This window comes from uncultured Thiohalocapsa sp. (genome assembly GCF_913062725.1).
In the GTDB taxonomy this organism is placed as follows: Bacteria; Pseudomonadota; Gammaproteobacteria; order Chromatiales; family Chromatiaceae; genus Thiohalocapsa.
The window spans coordinates 18,919-43,366 of record NZ_CAJXWY010000036.1; the positions used below are offsets into that span (position 1 = coordinate 18,919).

The window sequence follows — 24,448 nt, forward strand, 5'->3', positions numbered from 1 at the left end:
CGTCACTCGCGCCGATCGTGTTACTGCGACTTCCTGACCCGTAGATACCACTCGGACAGCAAGCGCACCTGCTTGGGCGTGTAGCCCTTCTCCACCATGCGGTCGACGAACTGCTCGTGCTTTTTCTTGTCGTCGGCGGAGGCCTTGGCGTTGAAGGAAATCACCGGCAGCAGCTCTTCGGTGTTGGAGAACATCTTCTTCTCGATGACCACGCGCAGCTTCTCGTAGCTGGTCCAGCGCGGATTGGCGCCGTTGTTGTTGGCGCGGGCGCGGAGCACGAAGTTGACGATCTCGTTGCGGAAGTCCTTGGGGTTGGAGATGCCCGCGGGCTTCTCGATCTTCTCCAGTTCTTCGTTGAGCGCACCGCGGTTCATCATCTCGCCCGTATCCGGATCGCGGTACTCCTGATCCTGAATCCAGTAGTCGGCGTAGGTGACGTAGCGATCGAAGATGTTCTGACCGTACTCGGCATAGGATTCCAGATACGCCGTCTGTAGCTCCTTGCCGATGAACTCGGCGTAGCGCGGGGCCAGGTACTGTTTGAGGAAGGCCAGGTAGCGATCCTGCACTTCCGGCGGCAGATGCTCGCGCACGATCTGACGCTCGAGCACGTACAGCAGGTGAACGGGGTTCGCGGCGACCTCGGTGTGATCGAAGTTGAACACCTGGGAGAGGATCTTGAACGCAAACCGCGTCGAGATGCCGGACATGCCCTCGTCGACGCCAGCGTAGTCGCGGTATTCCTGGACCGATTTGGCCTTGGGATCGGTGTCCTTGAGGTTCTCGCCGTCATAGACACGCATCTTCGAGAAGATGCTGGAGTTCTCGGGCTCTTTCAGGCGCGTCAGCACCGAGAATTGCGACATCATCTCGAGGGTGCCCGGCGCACAGGGGGCCTGGCTCAGGGTGCTGTGGCGCAGCAGCTTGTCGTAGATCTGCTTTTCTTCGGTGACCCGCAGGCAGTAGGGCACCTTGACGATGAAGACGCGGTCGAGGAAGGCTTCGTTGTTCTTGTTGTTGCGGAAGGACTGCCATTCCGACTCGTTGCTGTGGGCCAGAATGATGCCCTGGAAGGGCAGCGCGGACAGGCCCTCGGTGGCGTTGTAGTTGCCTTCCTGGGTGGCTGTCAGCAGGGGGTGCAGCACCTTGATGGGCGCCTTGAACATCTCGACGAATTCCATCAGCCCCTGGTTGGCGCGGCACAGGGCGCCGGAGTAGCTGTAGGCGTCGGCGTCGTTCTGGGCGTAGTGCTCCAGCTGGCGGATATCCACCTTGCCGACCAGAGCGGAGATGTCCTGGTTGTTTTCGTCACCGGGCTCGGTCTTGGCGACGGCGACTTGCTCCAGGATACTGGGGTAGAGCTTGACGACCCGGAACTTGGTGATGTCGCCGTTGTATTCCTGCAGGCGTTTCACCGCCCAGGGCGACATGATGGTGCGCAGGCAGCGCGAGGGGATGCCGTAATCCTCCTCCAGGATCGGGCCGTCTTCCTCGGGCGAGAACAGGCTGAGCGGGGACTCGAAGACCGGAGAGTCCTTGATGGCGTAGAAGGGAATCTTCTCCATCAGCTCCTTCAGCTTTTCCGCCAGAGAGGATTTACCGCCGCCGACGGGGCCGAGCAGGTAGAGGATCTGCTTGCGCTCTTCGAGTCCCTGGGCGGCATGCTTCAGGTACGACACGAGCTGGTCGATGGACTCCTCCATGCCGAAGAAGTCTGCGAAGGCGGGGTAGCGCTTGATGACCTTGTTCTGAAAGATCCGGCTCAAGCGCGGATCGTTGTGGGTATCTATCAGCTCAGGCTCGCCGATCGCCGCAAGCAAACGCTCCGCCGCACCGGCATAGGCCATCGGATCACTTTTACACAGATCCAAATATTCCTGCAGGCTCATATCCTCTTCGCGAGAGGATTCGTAGCGGGCCTGGTAGCGCTCGAAGATCGACATTCAGCACACCTCTGGTTAGGTTGTCTGTCCGGACGCGGGCGGCGGGCGATCCGCAGCGGCACCTTTGGTTAGATTGCAACGCCAAGGTTGGACTGCAAGGTCTGCGCCAAGCAGTGGCCGTATCCGCGACCCGCGACTGCGGGCATCGTACCGGCGAGCATGTCACTTTTTGGTGCTGCGCGCACCGCGCAGCGCACCCAAACAGTGCAGTGCGGCCGGGAGTGACGCGGCCTGCGCCACATCACAGGGAACTTTGCGCTTAGACAGGCCCCCTCGCAAGGGTTCAATTCCATGCTCGGACTGGCCTTGTAGGCCGCCGGTCGGTAGCTGTGACCGCTCGTCACCCGGGTCGACGCTCGAGCCACCACCACCAGGCACCCAGCGCACTCAGTCCCAGCACAACCGGCAGCGGGCTGCTCCAGGCAACCACCAGCAGTGCCGCCGTCGTCAGGCAAAGATAGATCAGCGGCGGCCAAGGATACCAGGGGATACGGAACGGCCGCGGCAGCATCGGCTCGGTTCGCCGCAGCCGCAGGGCGCCGAGCACGGTCAGCAGCGAGGAGAGCATCAGCGTGAATCCCGCAAACGCCAGCACTGCGGCGAAGGTACCGGTGACGATGAGTCCCAGCGCCAGGGCCAGGGAGAACAGCACCGCCCGTGTTGGTGCACCGCGGCGGTTGCGCGCACCGAAAAGACCCATCGCCGGACAATCGACTGCCATCGCTTCGAACACCCGCGGCCCCGCCAGGAGCATGGCGCTCATGGTGGAGAGCAGGAGCAGCGCCAGCATGGCGCTCATAAGCCGTCCGCCACCCTCGCCGAACAGCCAGCGTGCGGAAAGTGCGCCCACCTCCACGGTGCCCGCCAATGCCTCCAGCGGCACGCTGCGCAGAAACACCCAGTTCAGCAGCAGATACATCAGCGTCACCAGGGCCGTGCCGAGCAGCAGGGCACGTGGCACCAGGCGCTGGGGTGAGCGCACCTCCGCGGCCACATAGGTGGCTGCATTCCAGCCCGAGTACGCGTAGGAGACATAAACCAATGACAGCGCAAAGGCCGGCGATAAAACGGCGGCGGCGGTATCGGCATTCGGCAGCGGCACCAATGCATCGGGCGCCGCGGGCAGCAGCAGGCCAGCGGCGCAGAAAAACAGTACGGCCACCACTTTCAGCAGCGTCATCAGCACCTGAAAGCGTGTGCCGAGCCTGACATCGAAGGCGTGGAGGGCAGCGATGGCAATGACGGCGACAACGGCTGTCGGCGTCGGCGCCACCGGCAGCACGGTGGCTGCGTACTGCGCGAACGCCATGGCCGCCAGCGCCACGGGGGCAGCGAAGCCCACCGTGGCAGAGACCCAGCCGGCGATGAGACCGAGGCTGAGGCCAAAGCTGCGACTGAGATAGATGTACTCGCCGCCGGAGCGCGGCAGCGCGGCCGCCAGCTCGGCGTACACCAGGGCGCCACAGGCCGCCACCAGCCCGCCCAGCAGCCAGAGCAGCAGCAGAGCGGCGCCATCCTGCACGCCTTCGGCCTGGAGGCCGAGGGTCGTGAACACGCCGGTGCCGATCATGTTGGCCACCACCAAAAGTGTCGCGGCGCGCAGGCCGAAGCTCTGGGGGGCTTGGCCCAGGGACGCGGACGTCATGGCGCCGGACTCGTTACGCCGGGATGAGCACCGGCATGATCCCCTCGGCCCCGCGCGGAGACCGGCGGCGGTGTCGGCGGTGCGGTCATTCCGGGTCGAGCATACTGAAGCACAGCAATGTTGCCACGAGTCCGAAGGTCAGCAGACAGCCCGTGGCGCCGCAAAGTAGGAGCAGCCCGGCGGCGATGAGCCAGATGATCAGACACGTGCTCTGGTTGGCCTTGTAGACGCGGGTCGCCTTCCGTGCCTGGAACTCACGGTAGTCGGCGCGCCCCGCGCACAGCCAGTCCAGCAAGCGGCGCGGCCAGTACAGGGGTGAGTAGCGCTGCGGAGCCATTGGCGGTCTCGTGCTCCTGCGTGATTGGGTGACGGGCTCGGCCGTGGGCCCCTGGCATTGGGCATTGCGGTTGGCGCGCATTCATCGCCGCACCGTTTGGCGGCGCCCGCCGGCGGAATGCCAAGGTGGATCGGCCCCGTCGTGGCGCTGCTGCCCAATGACATTGGCGCCCGACCGCATCGACGTATCAGGCGCCCGGGAGGCATGTCGCCGCGCCCTGCGTCGAAGCGTCGCACAATGGGCCGAGCCTGGGCCATGTTGCTTGGCGGAGCATGGCGGCGACGCCGCCGACGAACAAGTGTCGGCGGCAGCGTCGCTGGTTGACACTGCGCCACGACGGACGCCGCTATTGGCAGGGCCGGGCGCTGCGCGCCATCCGCGACGCTCGACGCTTGCAGCGCCAAGCTCGAGCCCACACCGTTAACAGATAGCAGTTCCAGGCCCAACCGCAACGCTCCTGCCATCGCAGATCACACATGAACGCCATCGATATCCGCGTCGTCTCCGAGCCCTTCGATCCCTGGGCGCTGCAGGCCGACCTCGTCGGCGACGCGGCCGCCGGCGCGCTGGCCGCATTCGTTGGGCTCATGCGCGACTTCAATGTCGAGCGCAGGGTGACGGCCATGACGCTGGAGCACTATCCGGGCATGACGGAATCGGCGCTGAGGGAAATCGCCGAGGCGGCGGCCGAGCGCTTCGGCCTCCAGATGGTGCGTGTCGTCCATCGGGTCGGACGTATTCTGCCGACGCAGCCCATCGTGCTCGTGGCCGTGACCGCCGCCCACCGCGGCGAGGCCTTTCGCGGCTGTGAATACCTGATGGATTACCTCAAGACCCGGGCCCCCTTCTGGAAAAAGGAAGCAACGGACCAGGGCGAGCACTGGGTCGAGGCCCGCCACAGCGACGCCGCCGCCGCCGCGCGCTGGGACTGAGCTGCGCGCGCAGCGACTCCTCGCCGATGGGGCTGCACCTGTAACCGGCTGGGTGGCGGTCGCTCGGTGTGCGCCGCCGGCCCGCCCGACACGCCTCAGCGCACCGCCGACACGTCCTGCCGCCCGGCACCCACCAAGCGTCGCCGACAGCACCGTCGCCACCAGTCGCCGCAGGGCATTCGCGCGGCGAGCAGAGCCGCCAGCACGCCGGCGTAGATGGCAGGCTCGAGCAGGTCCGCCTTCACCAGCCATAGGTAGTGCAGCACCGCCAGCACGCCGATGGCGTAGACGAGCCGGTGCAACTGTTTCCAGCGCGCGCCCAGACGACGCTGCCAGCCCTTGGTGGAGGTCACCGCCAGCGGCAGCATCAGCAACAGCGCCGCGAAGCCCACGGTGATGTAGGGCCGCTTGGCGATATCGGCGAGGATCGCCTGCCAGTCGAAGAACTGATCCAGCCACAGATAGGTGGTGAAATGGAGCATGGCGTAGCAGAAGGCGAACAGCCCGAGCATGCGCCGCAGCCGCACCAGCCAGCGCCAGCCCGTCAGCCTGCGCAGCGGCGTCACGGCGAGTGTCGCCAGCAGCAGCCGCAGCGCCCAGTCGCCGGTGTCATGGGTGATGACCTCGACCGGATTCGGGCCGATGGTGCCGTCCACCAGCCGCCATACCAGCAGCAACAGGGGCAGCAGGCAAGCGGCGAAGAGCACGGGCTTGAGGGTCGGGACGAGCCAGTCGACCCGCGGGCGCGTGGCGGCCATGGTCAGTAGAACTTCGCCAAATCCATGCCCGCATACAACGCTGCCACCTGCTCGCCATAGCCGTTGAACTTGAGCGTGGGACGCTTACGGGCGAATAGCCCCTCGCCGATCATGCGGTGGCTCTTCTGGCTCCAGCGCGGGTGGTCCACGTCCGGATTGACGTTGGCGTAGAAGCCATATTCGTTGGGCTGCATCCTGTTCCAGGTGGCGGGCGGCTCGTCCTCGGTGAAGGTTATGCGCACGATGGATTTGATGCTCTTGAAACCGTACTTCCAGGGGACGACCAACCGCAACGGCGCACCGTTCTGGCTCGGCAGGAGCTCGCCGTAGAGACCTGTGGCCAGCATGGTGAGCGGGTGCATGGCTTCGTCCATCCGCAGCCCCTCGCGGTAGGGCCAGTCCAGCACCCTGCGCCGCTGACCCGGCAACATCTTGGGGTCGTAGAGGGTCTCGAAGGCGACATACTTCGCCTGCGATGTGGGCTTGAAGCGCTTGAGCAGCGCCGCCAGCGGGAAGCCGACCCAGGGCACTACCATGGCCCAGGCCTCCACACAGCGCAGCCGGTAGATGCGCTCCTCCTGTGGGAAGTCGCGCAGGATGTCCTCGATGCCGATGACGCCGGGCGCCTCGCAGGCGCCTTCCACGACGACTTGCCAGGGCCGGGTCTGGAGCTGCGCGGCATTGCGTTTGGGGTCGCCCTTATCGGTGCCGAGCTCGTAGAAATTGTTGTAGCTGGTGATGAGCTCGCGCTCGGTGGGTGTCTCGTCGGTGGAAAAACGGCTCGGGCGAACATCGGCGATGGGTGCGCCGGCGCGAGCTGCGGGTGCCGAGAGCAGCGCCGCACCGCCGACTGCGGCACCGACGCCCGCCATCGCCGCCCGCAGGAGCTCCCGCCTGCGCAGATACACCGATTGCGGCGTGATCTCGGACGCCGGTATGTCATTTGGTCGCTTGATCAGCATGGGGTCACCTTGTCATGGCTCAGCCCACGCTGAGACCGGTCGACCCGGGCGTTGGTTTCACCACCGTCGGGAATCGGTGGGGTCAGCAGGTTGAGACCGCGATGGCGCCGGCGCCACCGTCAGGACGAAAGGCGCACGCCAGGGCCTAACGGACGACGAGCGTGTCGGCCCGTGGCAGCGGACTCGGGCGGACGCTATGACAGGCGGGCGTTGCCGCTGTGCTGTCGTCCGTCATGCCCGTCGCATCCGGGGTTTCGGTGCTCGCCGGCCGGGTGGCGGCGGGGTGGTCGCCCTCAGGCGTAGCCGTCGGGGTTCTCGCGCTGCCAACGCCAATGGTCCGCCACCATGGCCTCGAGCCCCAGCTCGGCTCGCCAGCCCAGCTCAGCAGCGGCCAGCGCAGGGTCGGCGTAACAGGCGGCGATGTCGCCGGGGCGGCGCCCGACCAGGCGATAGGGAATCTCGCGCTGGGCCGCATCGGCGAAGGCGCGCACCGCCTCCAGCACGCTGTAGCCGCGTCCGGTGCCGAGGTTGTAGGTCACCACGCCCGGCCCCGCCATCAGCCGCTTCAGGGCCGCGAGATGGCCGCGGGCGAGGTCCACCACGTGGATGTAGTCGCGTACGCCGGTGCCGTCGGGGGTCGGATAGTCGTCGCCGAAGACCTTCAGCTGCGGCAACTTCCCCGCGGCCACCTGGGCGATGAAGGGCATGAGATTGTTAGGCAGACCATTGGGATTCTCGCCGATGCGCCCGCTGGGATGTGCGCCGACGGGGTTGAAATAACGCAGCAGGGCGATGTCCCAGGCGGCATCGGCGCCGTGCAGGTCACGCAGAATCTCCTCGATCATCAGCTTGGTGCGGCCATAGGGGTTGGTGGCCGCAAGCGCGAAGTCCTCGCGGATGGGCACCGATGCCGGATCGCCATAGACCGTCGCCGAGGAGCTGAATACCAAGCGCTTCACGCCGGCGGCGGCCATGGCCTGGCACAGGCAGAGCGTGCCATGGATGTTGTTGTCGTAGTACGCGAGGGGGATCTGCGTGGATTCGCCGACGGCCTTGAGGCCGGCGAAATGGATCACGGCATCGAACGCGAAGTCGCTGAACAGTGTCGCCAGCGCCGGCGCATCCCGCAGATCCGCTTGCACGGCCGCCAGCGAGCGCCCGGTCAGCGCCTGCACCCGCTCCAGCGCCGCCGGCTTGCTGTTGCAGAAATTGTCGACGACGACGACATCGTGTCCGGCGGCGAGCAGCTCGACGCAGGTGTGGCTGCCGATGTAGCCGGCACCACCGGTAACAAGGACACGCATGGGGAGCTCCTATCCAGGCAAGTGCCGACTTCTCATGGTCATCCGTGACCGAAAGCGGCGATTGGTCGGGAAACGTTGTTCGGCGGACGGTTTCATGATACCCGGTACCTGTCAATTACCGCCGCCCGCCGTGGACGCCGATCCGTTGCGGCCATGCGCGCCATCAACCCCATCGCGTCGATGCCGGTCGGCGCACATCGCTATTCCACCGTCGACCTTTTGGCGTGCCAATCAGGTAAGCACCGGCGGCGGTCACGCTACAAACCCCCACCCGGAGGATCGGCCAGATGCAACCAGCCCGGATCGCGCTCACCGTCAACGGCCAGCGCCACAGCCTGCCACTGGAGCCGGACATGCCGCTGCTCTGGGTGCTGCGCGATGAGCTCGGCCTCACCGGCACCAAGTATGGCTGCGGTATTGGTCAATGCGGCGCCTGCACCGTGCGCATGGCGGGCGCCCCGGTGCGCAGCTGCACCCTGCCGGTGAGTGCCGTGACAGGCGCCGTCACCACCATCGAGGGGCTCGGCACCGCAGCCGCGCCACACCCGGTGCAGCAGGCCTGGATCGACACCCAGGTCGCCCAGTGCGGCTACTGCCAGTCGGGGCAGATCATCGCCGCCGTTTGCCTGCTGGCAGAGCATCCTGCGCCCACACCGGCGCAGATCGACGCCGCCATGACCAATCTCTGCCGCTGCGGCACCTATGCACGGGTGCGCATCGCCATCGCCCGCGCCGCCGCGGCCCTGGGCGCCGCAACGGGTGACCGGACATGAGCGGTCCGCGCACAGGTCAGGCGGGCACACTCACGCGCCGGGCCTTCATGATCGGCTCGGTGGCCATCGCCGGCGGTGTCGCCTTTGGGGTCTATCAGGTGCGCAAGCCGCATCCGAATCCACTCCGCGATGCGGTTGCCCAGGGCGACGCCGGGCCCGCGGTGACCTTGAACCCCTACCTGGTCATCGACGCCGACGGTGTCGCCATCGTCACGCCGCGGGCGGAGATGGGCCAGGGCGTGCAGACCACCCTCGCCGCGCTGGTGGCGGAAGAGCTGGAACTGCCCTGGGAGGCCGTGCGCACGCTGCATGGCCCGGCGGCGGCCGCCTATTTCAACGCCGCCGTGCTGGCGGCGGCGGTGCCCTACCCCAGCTGGGACCACGGCTGGCTCGCCGCAGGCCTGCGCGGCGTCGCCGGCACCGCCGGCAAGCTGCTCGGCCTCCAGATCACCGGCGGCTCCACCAGCACCGCGGACGCCTTCGTGAAAATGCGCAAAGCGGGCGCGGCGGCGCGGCTGGTGCTCATCGCGGCCGCGGCGGCGCGCTGGGGACGGGATGCCGCCGCGCTGCAGGCCCACCAGGGCGCCGTCCTCGACCCGGCCAGCGGCGAACGCCTGCCCTACACCGCCCTCGCCGTCGACGCCGCCGCCCTCGAGCCACCCGCCGATCCGCCGCTCAAGCCACGCGCACAGTGGCGGCTGCTCGGGCACAGCCTGCCGCGGGTGGACATGGCGGCCAAGTGCACCGGCAGCGCCCGCTTCGGCATCGATGTACAACTGCCGGGCATGCGTTATGCCACGGTCGTCGCCAACCCCTACCTCGGCGGGCACCGCGCCGGCTTCGACGCCCGCCGGGCCGAGCGCATGCGCGGCGTGGTGCGGGTGGTGGATCTCGGGCCGGCGCACGGGGATGCGCTGGCCGTGGTGGCCGACAACAGCTGGCGGGCCTTCCGGGCCGCCGCGGCGCTGGACATCGATTGGCGGCCGGCGCCGGACGTCCTCGGCGACAGCGCGGCGATGCTGGACGCCATGGCAGATGCCATCGACACCCTGGCGGCGGATGCCACACCCCGGGACGATGGCGATGTGGAGCGCGCACTGCGCATCGCCCGCGCCGAGGCCAGAACGGTGATCGAAGCCGAATACCGCGCCCCCTTCCTGGCCCACACCACACTCGAGCCGCCGGCGGCGGTGGCGCTGCGGGAGACGGATCGGCTCACGCTCTGGTGCGGCCACCAGGCGCCGACCCTGCTGCGGGACCTCGCCGCCGAACAGGCGGGCCTGGCGCCGGCGCAGGTGGACGTGCGGGTGCAATACCTCGGCGGCGGCTTCGGCCGGCGGGCGGAGGTGGACTTCGCCCTGCAGGCCGCGGCGGTGGCGGCGGCCCTGCCCGGCACGCCGGTGAAGCTCACCTGGACCCGCGAGGCGGACATCCGCCACGACGTCTACCGGCCCGCGGCGGTGGCCCGCTGCATCGGGGTGCCGGGCCGCGACGGCCTGCCGGAGACGGCGTTGTTGCAAATCGCCTCGCCGTCGGTGATCCGCTCCTTCTCGGCGCGGGCCGGCCTGCCGGCCATGGGGCCGGACAAGCTCATCACCGAGGGTGCGGCCATGCAGCCCTACCGCATCCCCAACTACCGCGTGGTGGGCTATGCGCCGGACTCGCCGGTGCCGCTTGGCTACTGGCGCAGCGTCGGCGCGTCCTACAACGGATTCTTCCACGAGTGCTTCCTCGATGAGCTCGCGGCCGCCGGCGGCGTGGACCCAATGGACATGCGGCTCGCGCTGACCCGGGACTATCCCTTTGCGCAGGCGGTGCTCGAGGCCCTGCGGGCGCTCTGCGGCTGGGACACGCCGCTGCCGACCGCCGACGGCCGCCGCCGCGGGCGCGGGCTCGCCATGACCCACGCCTTCGGCAGCACCGTGGCGCAGGTGGTGGAGGTCAGCGACGGCGACGACGGCATCCGCGTCGAGCGGGTGCACTGCGTCGCCGACGTGGGCCTGGCGCTGGACCCCGCCATCATCGAAGCGCAGCTGCAGTCGGGCATCGTCTACGGCCTGTCCGCCGCCATCATGGAGGCGATCACCTTCAAGGACGGCCGCGTCCAGCAGTCCAACTTCCACGACTACGACGCCCTGCGGCTGGCCCGGATGCCGGACATTCGGGTGCGCATCCTGCAAAGCGGCGACGCCCCCACCGGCGTCGGTGAGCCGGGCACGCCGCCGTCCAAGCCGGCGCTGGCCAACGCCATCTTCGCCGCCACCGGCGAGCGCATCCGCGAGTATCCGCTGAACCGGCACATCACCTTCGCCTGACGACCGACCGCCACCAGGGAGAGGCCGGTCGGCGGCGACGCCGGAAGTCCCGCCGGAAGACGCCAGCGGCTGCGCGGCATCGGCCGTCGTTGTTGGCGTTTGCGGGCGCTCAGTCGATGCTCGTGCGTCGGCCCCGACCTTGGGCCCCACCAGGCCGCCCGGCCATCTTCGCCAACACCCCCCGCAGGATATTGAGCTCGGTGCGGTCCGGGCGCGCGCGGTGGAAGAGCCGGCGCAGGCGTCGCGAGAGGGTGCGGCACTGATCCGCGTCGGCATAGCCGATGGCGATCAGGGTCTGCAGCAGGTGCTCGTGGAAGCCTTCCATCGCCTCCGCGGTGGCGAGATCCGGGCGCTCATCCGCCAGCATCGGCGTCGGCGTCGGCGTTGGTACCGGTGTTGCCGCGCATGCCGCGGCGTCGACGGACGCCGCCGCGAGCAGATGGCGGCGGATCTCATAGGCGAACACCTGCGCCGCGGCGGCGATATTCAGCGAGCTGAAGTCCGGGTTGGTGGGGATGCGCACCAAATAGTGACAGCACGCCAGCTCATCGTTGCTCAGGCCCGTGCTCTCGCGCCCGAGCACCAGCGCCACGTCGCCGTGGGCCGCCTCCGCCACCAACCGCGCGCCACAGCCGGCGGCATCCAGCTCCGGCCACGCCAGCGCCCGCGCCCGCGCGCTGGAGCCCAGCACCAGCCGGCAGCCGGCGAGGGCATCCGCCAGGTCGCTGTGCACGCTCGCCGCCGCCAGCAGATCATCGGCGCCGGAGGCGCGGGCCAGCGCATCGGCATCGGCGAAGCGGGCGCCGAGCTTTGGCCGCACCAGGGCCAGGCGCGCAAGGCCCATGTTCTTCATGGCCCGCGCCGTGGCGCCGATGTTGCCCGAAAGGCTGGTCTCCACCAGCACGAAGCGGATGCGGGCCAGACGTTGGGCGTGCCGGGCGGCCGCCGCCGCAGTGTCCGCTGATTCGTCGCTGACCAATCCCGTCTCCTTCGTCAACCATCAGAAAACCGACAGCTTAGGGCAAGGCGGTCCGCGCTGCGATCCGCTCATCGGTTGCAGCTACCACGGCAGCAGCGCTGCACCGGTTCCGGTTGCCTGACCCGGCGCAGGGGAAAGTGCATCAGCAGCTTCTAATCGAGCCGCCGCTTGCGCTATGGTGGCGGTATGTCACCCATGCTCAACATCGCCGTGCGCGCCGCACGCGCCGCCGCCCGCATCACCATGCGCTTCTACGAGCGCGCGGATGCCCTCAAGATCCAAAGCAAGGGCCGCAACGACTTCGTGTCCGACGTGGACCGCGCCGCGGAGGCGGCCATCATCGAGGTGCTGCGGGAGAAGTTCCCCGACCACGCCATCCTCGCCGAAGAGAGCGGCAGCCACGCCGCCGGCAAAGGACGCGCCACCGGCGAAGAATTCCAATGGGTCATCGACCCCCTGGACGGCACCACCAACTACCTCCACGGCTTCCCGCAGTGGGCCATCTCCATCGGGCTCAGGCAGCGCGGGCGCATGCAACTCGGTGTGGTGTACGACCCGCTGCACGAAGAGCTGTTCACCGCCGAGCGCGGCAGCGGCGCCCTGCTCAACGACCGCAAGATCCGCGTCTCCCAGCGCCGCAGCATGGAGGGGGCCCTCATCGGCACCGGCATCCCCTTCGGCGACCAGGCCTGGCTGCGCACCTATCTGCCCATGCTGGAGGCCATCATCGAGGACAGCGCCGGCGTGCGCCGGCCGGGCTCGGCGGCGCTGGATTTCGCCTACGTGGCCGCGGGCCGCCTCGACGGCTTCTGGGAGCTTGGCCTCAAGCCCTGGGACTTCGCCGCCGGCGCCCTGCTGGTGACCGAGGCCGGCGGCATGGTGACCGACCTCGCCGGCGGCGAGCGCCATTTCGAGACCTGCAACGTGGTCGCCGGCGGCCTCAAGGTGCACAAGGCCATGCTGCAGCGCCTGCGGCCCTTCCTCGGGCCCGACCTGCCCGCCTGAGCGCAGGCGCCATCTCTGGCCCCGCGTCCGGCTGGCCTCCCGCGCCCTGTCCGCCCCAACCCGCTCGACCCCACTCGGCGTCGCCATCACCGCCGGCCTGATCCGGCTGGAGGCGGTGGCTACCGCCGGCACGCGGCGGCCGGGCGACCGGGAGCGCTGCGAAGCCGCTTGACCCCACGGCGCCCGGGCGTATCCTCCCTGTCAGGCTTCGATGCGGGAGCGCACAGGTTCCATGCCCATCCAGCAACCAGCGCCAGCGCCGGTGTCATGAGCGTCATCGCCGTCGTCGGCAACAAGGGCGGCACCGGCAAGACCACACTGGCACTGAACCTGGCCGCCGGGCTTGCCCAGCGCGGCGAGACGGTGATCATGGTCGACGCCGACCCGCAGCAATCCGCCTATCAATGGCGGCTCACCGGTGCCGAGGACAATGGCCTCCCCGGCGTGGTGGCCGCCGCCATGGGGCTGGCGAAGACCGTGCAGGCACTGCGCGAAAGCAACGATTACGTCGTCATCGATTGCCCGCCGTCCATCAAGGCACCCCAGGCGGAGCAGGCCCTGCGCCTGGCCCGGCACGCGCTGGTGCCCGTGCAGCCCTCGCCCATGGATCTCTGGGCCACCACCCATATCGCAAAGGTCATCGAGCAGCTGCGCCCGGCAAACCCGGGGCTCAGGGCGCTGATCGTCATGAGCCAGCTCGAGCCCCGCACCATGCTCTCGCGGCTCATGCCGGACGCGGCCCGTGAGCTGGATCTGCCGGTGGCCGCCGTCGGCATCCGCCGGCGCTCCATTCACCGCCATTGCGCACTGGAGGGCCGCAGCGTCTTCCAGGCCGGCAAGCGCGGCCGCGAGGCCGCCGACGAAATACGACAACTGCTGACGGAGCTCCTCGACCATGGCTGACAGCAACCGCACGGGCCAGCGCCTGCTCGACTCCATCCGCAAGGCGAAGGCCGGCGACGAGACCACCGGGGATACGCCGGCGCCCGCCCCCGAGTCTCGCCCAAAGTCCGTCGGCGCGTCAGCCCGGCGGTCGCCGGCGCCTGTCCCAGCGCCCGCCGCGACGCCGACGGCGGCCGCTGCACCCGCTCGCAAGACCACGGCACCCAAGGCGACGGCCAAAACGGCACCGAAGCAACGCGCAGCAGCCGACAGGACGCCTGGGAGAAAGCCGCCGGCCCGGCGCAAAGTGACAGCGGCATCCGGTCGGGCAGGACGCGGTGCGACCACCGCCGCACCCCCTACCCCGTTCACCACCCGACGCCCGCAGCCCGCCGCCTATCCGGGCGAGCGAACGGACGCTGACCCCTACCGCAGCCCGGGACGGGTCTGGCCGGACTGAGCGCGCTGCGGTGGCGGCCCAGTCACCCCCGGACCCATGCACCGCACCGCCCGCCATGGCCAGGAGCCTAGCGTAGCCGCCCGCGCCGGGGCCCAACGCGGCGGCACGCCACTCGAGCGCCGCCGGGCTGGCCCGGCATCACGCCCAACGGGAGGCGAAGTCGGCGGGCAATAGCAGATTGTGCCGGCCGAGACCGGCGACGTCGCGCTCGCCGCAGAAGCCCATGGTGACGTCCAGCTCCTTGTGGATGATCTCGAGCGCCCGGGAGACACCGGCCTGCCCCAGGGCGCCCAGGCCGTAGATGTAGGCACGGCCGATGTAGGTGCCGGCGGCGCCCAGGGCGAGGGCCTTGAGCACATCCTGCCCGGAGCGTATGCCGCTATCGAGGTGCACCTCCAGCGTATCGCCCACGGCGTCGAGAATGGCCGGCAGCATGCGGATCGCACTCAGGGCGCCATCGAGCTGGCGACCGCCGTGGTTGGAGACGACGATGGCATCCGCCCCCGCATCGCGGGCGAGCCTGGCGTCTTCCGGAGCCATGATCCCCTTCAGGATCAACGGTCCTGACCAGAGCTCGCGGATGCGCCGGACTTTGGCCCAGTCCAGGGTGGGGTCGAATTGCTCGCCCACCCAGGCCATCAGGTTCGACACGTCGCTGACGCCCTCCACATGGCCGACGATGTTGCCGAAGCCCCGTCGCGGCGTGCGCAGCATGCCGAGGCCCCAACGCCAGCGCAGCGCCAGATCCGCCAGCACCGGCAGGGTGAGCTTCGGCGGCGCCGAGAGGCCATTTTTCAGGTCCTTATGGCGCTGGCCGATGACCTGCAGGTCCAGGGTCAGGACCAGGGCGGAGCAGCGGGCGGCGGCGGCGCGCGCGATGAGGCGCTCCATGAAGGCCTCGTCGCGCATGACGTAGAGCTGAAACCAGAAGGGCGCGCTCACCGCCGCCGCCACATCCTCGATGGAGCAGATGGACATGGTGGACAGGGTAAAGGGCACACCGAATTGCTCGGCGGCCCGCGCCGCCAGAATCTCGCCGTCGGCGTGCTGCATGCCCGTGAGCCCCACCGGCGCCAGCGCCACGGGCATGGCCACCGGCTGACCCACCATGTGCGTAGCCGTGCTGCGCTCGTCGATATCCACGGCGACGCGCTGGTGCAGGCGCATGTCGGCGAAATCGCTGGTGTTGTCGCGGAAGGTCTGCTCGGTCCAGCTACCGGACTCGGCGTAGTCATAGAACATCCGCGGCACGCGCCGGCGGTAGAGGCGCTTGAGATCAGCAATGTGGGTGATGACGGGCATGGCGATGGGGCCTCGGTATTGATGCCGGCACGGACACGGCGAATCGGTGGAGCGCCGTACGCTCGCTTCCGGGAGGCACCCAACCATAGCACCCGGAACACTGCGGGCGAAGCGCGCACGGACACAGCGGCCACCGATGCGCACAAACCGAAAACCCGGATGCGACGGGCATAGATCAAATACAGCGGCGGCCGGCGGCCGCACAATGCGCAGGCGTGGGCACTCGATGCCGGTTGCGGTTTGCCATGGCCGAGACCACCTCCAGCGGGCAGAGTCCGGGGCCATGTGCGGTTGCAACCGCCTCGCGCGGGACAATACTTTGCCTGCGACTGTGGCCGGCGCGAGCCCGCTGCCTCAGCCGACGCATCCCCAGTCCTGAGCTAACCTTACGGAGATTTGCACCATGACCAAGTCCCTGCTCGCCGGTTCCGCGCTGGCACTCGCCGCCGCCGGCGCCACGTCCATGTATGCCATGGCTACGACCCAGGACGATGCCGATCAGGCCCGAGGGATCATCAAGACGTTCGCCACCACCCTGCAGGGCGAGCTCAAGGGGGCGATCAAGTCCGGTGGCCCGGTCAATGCCGTGTGGGTGTGCGAAGAGAAGGCACCCGCCATCGCCGCCCAACTGTCGGAGCAGACGGGTTGGGACGTGGGCCGCACCAGCCTCAAAACCCGCAATGCAGCGTTGAATACACCGGATGCGTGGGAACAGACCGTGCTGGAGCAGTTCGAGTCCCGCAAGGCGAATGGCGAGTCCCCCAAAGGCATGAGCTACGCTTCGGTGGTCGAGACCGACGGGGGCAAAGTGTACCGCTACATGCAGGCCATTCCGACACAGCAGGTCTGCCTCGCCTGTCATGGCAAGGACCTGCCGCCGGACTTGGCCGCAGCGCTGGACAAGGCCTATCCCGAAGACCAGGCGCGCGGCTACTCGGTGGGTGATATCCGCGGCGCCTTCACGTTGTCGAAGCCGCTGTAAGCCGCACTGCCCGCCCGCCCCCGCGGTCCGGCGGGTGGGCAGCCTCCCAATCCGGGCCCCAATCCGGGGCCCCGGCCCCCATGATTCCCACGCCGTCTCGAATGCATCCATGAGCCAGCAACCCAGCCACATCGTCATCGGTGCCGGTATCAGCGGTCTCAGCGCCGCCCACTACGCCGCCCGCGGCGGCCAGACCGTGCATGTGCTCGAAGCCGATGCCCGCCCCGGCGGCTGCATGCACACGCACAGCTTCCCGGCGCTGGGTGGTTACTGGGTGGAGGCCGGCAGCCACAGCTGCTTCAACAGCTACGGCAATCTGCTCGGCATCATGGAGCAACTCGGCATCCTGGAGCGCGCCACCGCCAAGGCCAAGCAGAGCTACAAGCTCTGGCGGGGTGGTCGGCGCAAATCCATCGTCTCCGCCCTGCATCCCTTCGAGCTGCTGCGCTCGCTGCCGAAGCTGTTCGGTGCGGACAAGACCGGCGCCAGCGTGCGCGAGTACTACGGCACGGGGCTCGGCGCAAAGAACTATCGCGACCTCTTCGGCCCCGCCTTTCGCTCCGTCATCTGCCAGCCGCCGGACGACTTTCCGGCCGAGGCCCTGTTCCGCAAAAAGCCGCGGCGCAAAGACGTGCTGCGCAGCTTCACCATGCCCGAGGGGCTGGGCGAGATCCCACGGGCCATCGCCGAAACGCCGGGGGTACAGCTCACCACCAACGCCATTGCAACGGCCATCGAGCGCGATGCCGATGGCTATGCGGTGACCTGCGCCGATGGCACCCGCCATCGCGCGGATTGGCTGACGCTGGCGGTGGCGCCGGACGTGGCGGCCACCCTGCTGACCGATGCCGCGGCCGAAGCGGCGGCCATCGTCGCCGGCATCGGCATGGCGGAGATCGACAGCCAGCTGCTGGTGCTCGACAAGGCCGATCTCGGCGTGGATGCCCTCGCCGGCTTCATCAGCGTCGACGGCGAGTTCCTGTCAGCCGTGTCGCGTGACTTCCTGACGCACCCGCAGCTGCGCGGCTTCGCCTTCCACTTCCCCGGCGACCGGCTCGACGAGCAGGCCCGCATCGCCGCCGCCTGCCGGGCGCTGGACGCGCAGCCCGAGCGCGTGCGCGCAGCGGCCTGCGTGCGCAACCGGCTGCCGGCGCTGCGCAAGGGTCATGGCGACCAAGTAACGGCGCTGGATCGGGCGCTGGCGGGCGGGCGCCTTGGCCTGACCGGCAACTGGTTCCTGGGCGTCTCCATCGAGGATTGCGTCACCCGCAGCCGCAGCGAGCACGAGCGCCGCTTCGGCGCCCTGCCGGAGACCACGTCATACACGCCTGCGACAGCGGCGTCACCCGAGCCGCGATGACCCTTGACGAAACCGCCGCGCCGCCGGCGGGCGCGGCGCAGGCCGCCCGGCAGATCGCGCCCATCTCGGCGCACTGGTACGGGCATGCGCACGCCGTCAACGGCCCGCTGGCGGCGGCCTTCGAAACCCTGAGCGAGCAGGACTTCGCCCACCGTAGTCATTTCATCAACGGGCGCTTCGAGAACTTATACCTGGCGCGCACGCGACTGCCGGGACTGGACGCGGTGCTCGACTTCGCCACCGCCGCCGCCCGCACCCGGCTCGGCCCTGACTGCCCGCGGCTTCGCTGCGGCTTCTGGCTCAACGCCATGGGCCCCGGCAGCAGCACCAGCCGCCATGATCATGCCGAGAACGATGAGCACCTCTCCGGCGTCTACTATGTCGCGGCCCCCGCCGACAGCGGCGACATCTGTTTCGCCGACGGCCCCTTCCGGATCCGCGTGACACCCGCACCCGGGCTGCTGCTGCTCTTCCCGCCGAGCCTAGTGCACTGGGTGGAGCCGCACCGCGGCTGCGGGCTGCGCTTGTCAGTGGCCTGCAACCTGGGCCCGGCCGCGGACTGACGCAGCAGACCCGCCCGAAGACACGGGCGGCGCACAACGCAGCGCGGACCCATCAGAACGAGGCCCGAGCGATCGGCTCGCCTCCGGAGCCCACGACACAAGCCGCGCCCCGGTCGCGGCGCAACCGCGGGCACAACGCGCCGGCAACAGGCGCCGGCCGATGCCCTCAGCGGTCCTCGTGGATAATGATGCGCTCGACCTCTGAGACGCGGATGCGCCGACCATCGAGGGTGCGGATGCTCCGATCCCCCACATCCGAGCGTTTGGCCTCAAAGCGTTCCACCGCACCTGTGATGGGGTTCGACACCTCCACCGTCACCACGTCTCGGGCGCGCTCCCAGCCCTGCAGCAACGCCAGGGCACTGCCGGCGATCATGGTCACCACCACCACGCCGGCGGCCGTTTGGATCAGGTTCCGGCGCGAGAATAGGCCGGTCTGACCGCCGCTCACCGCCGCGCCTGCGGCATGGGCGTCATCGCGCCGCTGCGCCGTGGAGCCGGCGCGCTGACGGATGGCATAGAAGGCCAGCACGATGATGGCGGCGGTGAGGAGGAACTTCCCGAGCATGGAGGTGTGTCAGAGCCTGGGGGGTCGTCGACGTCGGCCGACGTCATTCGCGGGCACAGGGGCCGGTGGCTGGACGCATCGGCCGCAACACCCCACCGCTGGCCGCCGGCACCCGCCGGAGCGACTTGCCGGCGCCGACGCCGGGCGCTACGGTGCCAGCGACCACCGCGGTGACGCCTTGTGAGCACCCGCCGCGGCCGCCGACGCTGCAAATCTGTCAGGAGTGTTTCCGTCTGTCATGCAAAGCCTACTGCGTCTTGGCACCTTACTCGGCTGCCTGCTACTGCTGCAAGGCTGCGACGCACCACCAAAGCCGAGCGGCAACTTCCACCACGCCGTGCAGAGCGCCGACCTGGTGCAGGTGAAGCGCCACTTATACTGGGGCACCGACCCCAACCAGCGCGGCCCCGGCGGCCAGCCGCCGCTCAACATTGCTGTGCGCGACGGCAAGGTCGCCATCGCCAAAGAACTGCTCAAGCACGGCGCCGATCCCATGGCCACGGGGCCGGACGGCGACACCGCCCTGATGACGGCGCTCGCACACGGCCGGGTCCAGGCAGCCGAGCTGTTGTTGCAGCGCGGCGCCAAGGACGACCTCCAGCCCCTGCTGTACCCACTCGTCCAACGCGGGGCCCTGGACCGTGACACCCTGGACCTGCTGTTGGCGCGGGGCGTGGCGCTCGACGGCGTCGGCGCGGACGGACAGACGCCGTTGGCGCTGGCGGTGCAGAACGGCAACGTCAACATCGCCAAACTGTTATTGGAGCGTGGCGCGCCGCTGGGCCCCGCGGGTGCGCCCGATGAAGACGCCCCCAGGCCCCGGGTGCCCACCGCCGACGACATCGACGACCCCATCATGGCGCAGCTACTGCGCCGCTTCGGCGTCATCGAATAGGCATCCAGGTGACACCCCACGGAGATCCTTGCCCGAGCAGTGACGCGGGGCATCGGCGCGCACTGGGCCACCTGGCACTTTCACAGCCCGCGGCGCGTACTCCCGGCCCCCGGCGGGCCCGTCGTCCGGCCCTGGCTGCCCGGCCCGCGGCTCACATCCTGCGTTCCGGCGCCGCGCAAGGTGACGCTGCCAGCCGCTCCGCGGACTCGCCGTCGCCGCGATGATGCCCCAACGGTGGGCTGCCACTCAGGCCCGGCTTGTGGACCGGCGGCCCCTCGCCGCGGCGCCCGTCCAGGCCGTCGGCACAGCCCGGCGCCGCCAGAGACCGGTGATCCCCCAGAAGGCGAGCGCCAGTACGCCGATCCAGGCCGCCGCCAGCAGGCCGATGACGCCGTCGTAGTCGCCGGTGAGATAAGCGAAGGCGGCGGCCTCGTTACCGTCGCTGAGCCGGCGCGAGAGCTGGATCACGAACACCCAGCCCGCATGCAGACCGATCCCCCAGGCGATATGGCCGCTGCGCTCGCGCACCAGGGCAAGGAACACGCCGACCAGAAAAAGCGCCAGCATGGAGTCGAGGTGGCGCCAATCGGCGAGACCGGTGAATACACCTGCGAACATGGCCCAGCTGCCGGCCCAGTCGAAGGCGACCCCCGCGGGCAGATCGTGGGGCTTCATGAAATGCAGCAGCGCATAGAGCAGCGCTGACCACACCACCGCGGCGCGGATACCGCCGCGCCTGCGGATGGCGCCATACAGGGCGCCGCGGAAGAACAGCTCTTCCAGCAGCCCGATGAGCAGCCCGCCGATCAGCGCCGCGATGGCCTTCTCGATCATGTACCAGAGCAGGCCGTCGGCTGGCACATCCGGCACGCGCACCCGCAGGGCCAGCAGCGCCCACACCAGCAGCGCCAGGATCGCCACGCCCAGCATCCAGCCGAGCGCCACGTCCCGCAGGAAGCGCCGGCGCGGGATACCAAAACCCAGCGCCGCCCTGTTGTCCAGTCGCAGCAGCTTCAGAAACGGCCAGAGCCCCAGGAGGATGTACAGTTGGGCGAGGCGCCCCATCACCCGTCGCGGCGGCTCGTCGATGAGGCCCGTCTCCATCAGCGGCGGAGCCGTGGCCGCCGCCAGCACCAGGCAGCAGAATAGATAAGCGAAGAAAAGAGCGGTGGTGCGCATGGGCTGCAGTTTGCCGCCTGCGGCGTCAAGTTTGAAGGGCCGTGCCGAGGTCGGGGCGCCGGGCAGAATCGGCCCTGCGAAGACGCAAAGTGTTTCGCGGCGGACCCGGGCGGCGCCACGCCGATCCGGCATGCGGCCTGCATACCCCGGGGCAGCGTGGACTGCGTGATATCCGTCGCCCGATCATGCGCGCCTGACGGGTGACGGTGCGCGCAGTCGCCGTCTTCTTCGCAAGCCTCAGTTCGGAGCCCGCCATGTCAAACATCCGCCCGCTCATCCTCACCGCCGGCATCCTCGCCACCGGCGGCGTGGGCAGTGCCGCCGCCGGCGAGGCACAAATCGCCGTCGCCGCCAACTTCGCCGCCCCCATGAAGGCCATCATCGACCTGTTCGAAGCCGACACCGGGCATACCGTGAAGGCCTCTTACGGCTCCACCGGCAAGCTCTATGCCCAGATCACGAACGGCGCGCCCTTCGAGGCGCTGCTGGCCGCGGACCAGCGGCGACCCGAGCTGTTGGAGGAAGACGGCGCCGCCGTAGACGGCTCACGCTTCACCTACGCCATCGGCGCCCTGGTGCTCTGGTCGGCGCAGGCCGATACGGTGCAGGACGGCCCGGCGCTGCTCGCCTCCGGCACCTTCAACAAGCTCTCCATCGCCAACCCCAAGCTGGCGCCCTATGGCGAGGCATCGATGCAGACCCTCGAGGCACTCGATCTGACGGCCGCCATCACGCCCAAGCTCGTGATGGGTGAGAACATCGCACAAACCTATCAATTCGTAGACACCGGCAATGCCGACATCGGCTTCGTGGCCCTGTCGCAGGTCATGGCAGGCGGCGAGATCACCAAGGGCTCCGGCTGGATCGTGCCCGGCGAGCTGCACGAGCCCATCCGCCAGGACGCCGTGATCCTCACGCGCGGTAAGGACGATCCGGCGGTGACGGCGTTGTTCGACTATCTGAGAGGGGACCAGGCGCAGGGGGTGATCCGGAGCTTTGGCTATGCGACGGACTGAGGCCGACGTGCTCGGTGTGCAGCGTATCGTGGGACGCGCGCAGACAGCGCTTCGCGATCACGCACCCCCGCACCGAATATCCCGCACCGAACACCCCGCAAACACCCCGCATCAGGCGCCCGTGATCGAGGCGGGGATGCCACTCCCACAGCCAACCCTTGAGCGTGACACCGATCCATGCCCCTGCTCTCTCCCACCGATCTCGAGGCCATCGCCCTGACCCTACGCCTGGCGGCGGTGACGACGGTCATCCTGTTTCTCGTCGGCACGCCCATCGCGTGGTGGCTGGCGCGCACGCGCTCACGCTGGAAGGGACCGGTGCGCGCCGTGGTGGCGCTGCCGCTGGTGCTGCCGCCGTCGGTGCTGGGCTTCTATCTGCTGGTGACCATGGGCCCGAACGGCCCCGTGGGCTGGCTCACGCAGACGCTGGGCATCGGGCTCCTGCCCTTCACCTTCTGGGGGCTGGTGGTGGGCTCGGTGCTCTACTCCCTGCCGTTTATGGTGCAGCCGGTGCAAAACGCCTTCGAGGCCATCGGCGAGCGCCCGCTGGAAGCCGCCGCCACACTGCGCGCCTCGCCGCTGGACCGTTTCTTCACGGTGGCGCTGCCGCTGGCCCTGCCGGGCTTTGTCACCGCCGGTATCCTGAGCTTCGCGCACACCGTGGGGGAGTTCGGCGTGGTGCTGATGATCGGCGGCAACATCCCCGGCGAGACCCGCGTCGCCTCGGTGCAGATCTACGACTATGTGGAGGCGCTGGAGTACGCCGACGCCCACCGGCTGTCCGCGGTGCTGCTGGTGTTTTCCTTTGTGGTGCTGTTGGCGCTCTACGCCGGGCGGCCCGATGGCAAGAGGGGCTGAACCGGTGATTTGCGTCAGCTTGCGCCTCCAATGGCCGGGCTTTTCGCTGGACGTGGACGAGCAGATCCCCGCCCGCGGCGTCACGGCACTATTCGGCCATTCGGGCTCCGGCAAGACCACGCTGCTGCGCTGCATCGCCGGGCTGGAGCAGGCGGCCACCGGGCGGCTCAGCGTCAACGGCGATGTCTGGCAGGATGCGAGCCGCTGGGTGCCGACGCATCGTCGGCCCATCGGTTACGTCTTCCAGGAGCCGAGCCTGTTTGCGCATCTGACGGTGCTCGGCAACCTGCGCTACGGACAAAAACGCAGCCGCAACGCCGATCGCCGCGCCGTCCAGTTCGACCTGGAGCAGGCCATCGACCTGCTGGGCATCGGCCACCTGCTGAAGCGCCGCCCCGCGGCCCTCTCCGGCGGCGAGCGCCAGCGCGTCGGCATGGCCCGGGCGCTGGCGGTGAGCCCGAAGCTGCTGCTGATGGACGAGCCGCTGGCGGCGCTGGACCTGGCGCGCAAGCAGGAGATCCTGCCCTACCTGGAGCGCCTGCACAACGAACTGCAGATCCCGGTGCTCTACGTCAGCCATGCCCCGGACGAGGTGGCGCGCCTGGCGGACCATCTGGTGGTGATGGAGGCGGGCCGCGTGCTGGCGAGCGGTCCGCTCAACGACACCCTGGCGCGCCTCGATCTGCCCATCCGCCTGGGCGAGGACGCCGGCGTGGTGCTGGATGGCCACGTCGCCGAGCGTGACGCGCGCTGGCATCTGCTGCGGGTGGCCTGCGGCGACACCAGCCTCTGGGTGCGCGACACCGGTGCCAGCCTCGGCGACCATGCCCGCGTCCGCATCCTCGCCCGGGACGTGAGCATTGCCCACGAGCCGAAGGCGGGCACCAGCATTCTGAACACCCTGCCCGCCGAGGTGATCTCCCTCGGCGACGACGCCCACCCGGCCTTGTCCCTCGTGCAGCTCGCCGTGGACGGCAGCCCGGTGATTGCCCGTGTCACCCGCCGCTCAGCGGATCAGCTGGGCCTGGCGCCCGGGCAACAGGTCTGGATTCAGATCAAGGCCGTGGCGCTGCTGTGACGCGGCGGCAGCCGATTAAGAGGCGCAGGATATCCGTCTTTGCCGACAGGAACGTGCAGTATCACAGCATCATCACCGTGCGCTGAATGGCCCAGTAGGCGCCCAGCGTGCCGATCAGATACGCCGGTGCCAGTTCCGCCGGCCGCGGCCAGCGGAATTCCAGCGTGCGGGCGGCCCGGTGGCACAGCAGGATCAGCGCCACGAACGCCAGCTGCCCCAGTTCCACGCCAACATTGAACATCAGGAGCGCCAGGGGGATCTCGGCGCGGGGCATGCCCACCGTGGACAGTCCGCTGGCGAAGCCGAAGCCGTGCAGCAGACCGAAGCCGAAGGCCACCACCCAGGGATGGCG

At 69.0% G+C, this 24,448-nt stretch carries 23 protein-coding genes; 12 read left to right on the forward strand and 11 right to left on the reverse strand.

All coding sequences use genetic code 11. The features are described 5' to 3' along the window. Positions 1-20: 20 nt before the first annotated feature. From QZ588_RS11230 to QZ588_RS11240, 3 genes are all read right to left on the reverse strand, one after another. Positions 21-1,943 carry a PrkA family serine protein kinase gene (locus QZ588_RS11230; RefSeq protein WP_295542748.1) on the reverse strand — a complete coding sequence of 641 codons (1,923 nt, stop codon included), beginning with the start codon at positions 1,941-1,943 and terminating at the stop codon, positions 21-23. A 340-nt stretch (positions 1,944-2,283) separates the two neighbouring features. Further along, positions 2,284-3,588 (reverse strand): APC family permease, encoded by a 1,305-nt coding sequence (locus tag QZ588_RS11235; protein WP_295542750.1) that lies wholly within the window; start codon positions 3,586-3,588, stop codon positions 2,284-2,286. Positions 3,589-3,673: 85 nt separating this feature from the next. Continuing rightward, positions 3,674-3,925, reverse strand: a complete 252-nt coding sequence (locus QZ588_RS11240; RefSeq protein ID WP_295542752.1) for a hypothetical protein — start codon at positions 3,923-3,925, stop codon at positions 3,674-3,676. 476 nt (positions 3,926-4,401) lie between these two features. Between QZ588_RS11240 and QZ588_RS11245 the strand changes: the two genes are divergently transcribed. Beyond that, positions 4,402-4,857 (forward strand): molybdenum cofactor biosynthesis protein MoaE, encoded by a 456-nt coding sequence (locus tag QZ588_RS11245; protein WP_295542754.1) that lies wholly within the window; start codon positions 4,402-4,404, stop codon positions 4,855-4,857. Between the two features lie 95 nt (positions 4,858-4,952). On the opposite strand, the gene QZ588_RS11250 is transcribed toward QZ588_RS11245, so the two are convergent. The 3 genes from QZ588_RS11250 to galE all read right to left on the reverse strand — a co-directional run bounded on the left by QZ588_RS11250 (position 4,953) and on the right by galE (position 7,881). Then, positions 4,953-5,615, reverse strand: coding sequence for a sulfite oxidase heme-binding subunit YedZ (locus QZ588_RS11250; protein ID WP_295542756.1), 663 nt, complete (start codon positions 5,613-5,615; stop codon positions 4,953-4,955). A 2-nt stretch (positions 5,616-5,617) separates the two neighbouring features. Then, positions 5,618-6,577 (reverse strand): protein-methionine-sulfoxide reductase catalytic subunit MsrP, encoded by a 960-nt coding sequence (gene msrP, locus QZ588_RS11255; RefSeq protein WP_295542758.1) that lies wholly within the window; start codon positions 6,575-6,577, stop codon positions 5,618-5,620. 293 nt (positions 6,578-6,870) lie between these two features. Then, the gene (gene galE / locus QZ588_RS11260) at positions 6,871-7,881 is read right to left on the reverse strand and encodes a UDP-glucose 4-epimerase GalE (RefSeq protein ID WP_295542760.1); all 1,011 of its coding nucleotides are present in this window, start codon (positions 7,879-7,881) and stop codon (positions 6,871-6,873) included. Between the two features lie 287 nt (positions 7,882-8,168). Here galE and QZ588_RS11265 point away from each other — a divergent pair, with 287 nt between their 5' ends. Further along, positions 8,169-8,654: a (2Fe-2S)-binding protein gene (locus tag QZ588_RS11265; protein ID WP_295542762.1), complete on the forward strand. Its 486-nt coding sequence runs from the start codon at positions 8,169-8,171 to the stop codon at positions 8,652-8,654. Then, entirely contained in the window at positions 8,651-10,969 is a 2,319-nt protein-coding gene (locus QZ588_RS11270; protein WP_295542764.1) for a molybdopterin cofactor-binding domain-containing protein, read from the forward strand. Before QZ588_RS11265 ends, QZ588_RS11270 begins: the two co-directional genes overlap by 4 nt. Positions 10,970-11,078: 109 nt before the next feature. Here QZ588_RS11270 and QZ588_RS11275 read toward each other — a convergent pair whose 3' ends face one another. After that, complete coding sequence (locus tag QZ588_RS11275; protein WP_295542765.1) at positions 11,079-11,948, reverse strand: RNA methyltransferase; 870 nt, start codon at positions 11,946-11,948, stop codon at positions 11,079-11,081. 186 nt (positions 11,949-12,134) lie between these two features. Here QZ588_RS11275 and QZ588_RS11280 point away from each other — a divergent pair, with 186 nt between their 5' ends. Continuing rightward, positions 12,135-12,953, forward strand: coding sequence for an inositol monophosphatase family protein (locus QZ588_RS11280; RefSeq protein ID WP_295542767.1), 819 nt, complete (start codon positions 12,135-12,137; stop codon positions 12,951-12,953). 267 nt (positions 12,954-13,220) lie between these two features. Then, positions 13,221-13,856, forward strand: coding sequence for a ParA family partition ATPase (parA, locus tag QZ588_RS11285; protein WP_295542768.1), 636 nt, complete (start codon positions 13,221-13,223; stop codon positions 13,854-13,856). A 577-nt stretch (positions 13,857-14,433) separates the two neighbouring features. Here the strand turns inward: parA and QZ588_RS11290 are convergent. After that, complete coding sequence (locus tag QZ588_RS11290) at positions 14,434-15,597, reverse strand: alpha-hydroxy acid oxidase (RefSeq protein WP_295542770.1); 1,164 nt, start codon at positions 15,595-15,597, stop codon at positions 14,434-14,436. A 403-nt stretch (positions 15,598-16,000) separates the two neighbouring features. Between QZ588_RS11290 and QZ588_RS11295 the strand changes: the two genes are divergently transcribed. From QZ588_RS11295 to QZ588_RS11305, 3 genes are all read left to right on the forward strand, one after another. Beyond that, positions 16,001-16,579 carry a DUF3365 domain-containing protein gene (locus tag QZ588_RS11295; RefSeq protein WP_295542772.1) on the forward strand — a complete coding sequence of 193 codons (579 nt, stop codon included), beginning with the start codon at positions 16,001-16,003 and terminating at the stop codon, positions 16,577-16,579. A gap of 109 nt (positions 16,580-16,688) precedes the next feature. After that, positions 16,689-17,939, forward strand: a complete 1,251-nt coding sequence (locus QZ588_RS11300) for an FAD-dependent oxidoreductase (protein ID WP_295542774.1) — start codon at positions 16,689-16,691, stop codon at positions 17,937-17,939. Next, on the forward strand, positions 17,936-18,502 hold the full coding sequence (locus QZ588_RS11305) for a putative 2OG-Fe(II) oxygenase (RefSeq protein WP_295542776.1): 567 nt from the start codon (positions 17,936-17,938) through the stop codon (positions 18,500-18,502). Before QZ588_RS11300 ends, QZ588_RS11305 begins: the two co-directional genes overlap by 4 nt. 166 nt (positions 18,503-18,668) lie before the next feature. Here QZ588_RS11305 and QZ588_RS11310 read toward each other — a convergent pair whose 3' ends face one another. After that, positions 18,669-19,070 carry a hypothetical protein gene (locus QZ588_RS11310; RefSeq protein WP_295542778.1) on the reverse strand — a complete coding sequence of 134 codons (402 nt, stop codon included), beginning with the start codon at positions 19,068-19,070 and terminating at the stop codon, positions 18,669-18,671. Positions 19,071-19,308: 238 nt separating this feature from the next. Between QZ588_RS11310 and QZ588_RS11315 the strand changes: the two genes are divergently transcribed. Then, positions 19,309-19,965, forward strand: coding sequence for an ankyrin repeat domain-containing protein (locus QZ588_RS11315; RefSeq protein ID WP_295542779.1), 657 nt, complete (start codon positions 19,309-19,311; stop codon positions 19,963-19,965). A gap of 246 nt (positions 19,966-20,211) precedes the next feature. Here QZ588_RS11315 and QZ588_RS11320 read toward each other — a convergent pair whose 3' ends face one another. Further along, complete coding sequence (locus QZ588_RS11320; protein WP_295542781.1) at positions 20,212-21,144, reverse strand: CPBP family intramembrane glutamic endopeptidase; 933 nt, start codon at positions 21,142-21,144, stop codon at positions 20,212-20,214. Positions 21,145-21,398: 254 nt separating this feature from the next. Here QZ588_RS11320 and modA point away from each other — a divergent pair, with 254 nt between their 5' ends. From modA to modC, 3 genes are all read left to right on the forward strand, one after another. Then, positions 21,399-22,160: a molybdate ABC transporter substrate-binding protein gene (gene modA, locus QZ588_RS11325; RefSeq protein WP_295542783.1), complete on the forward strand. Its 762-nt coding sequence runs from the start codon at positions 21,399-21,401 to the stop codon at positions 22,158-22,160. A 177-nt stretch (positions 22,161-22,337) separates the two neighbouring features. Further along, positions 22,338-23,018 carry a molybdate ABC transporter permease subunit gene (gene modB / locus QZ588_RS11330; protein ID WP_295542785.1) on the forward strand — a complete coding sequence of 227 codons (681 nt, stop codon included), beginning with the start codon at positions 22,338-22,340 and terminating at the stop codon, positions 23,016-23,018. Further along, entirely contained in the window at positions 23,002-24,096 is a 1,095-nt protein-coding gene (modC, locus tag QZ588_RS11335; protein WP_295542786.1) for a molybdenum ABC transporter ATP-binding protein, read from the forward strand. Before modB ends, modC begins: the two co-directional genes overlap by 17 nt. Positions 24,097-24,157: 61 nt before the next feature. Here the strand turns inward: modC and QZ588_RS11340 are convergent. Then, a partial coding sequence (locus QZ588_RS11340; protein WP_295542788.1) for a HupE/UreJ family protein occupies positions 24,158-24,448 on the reverse strand: 291 nt, incomplete at its 5' end.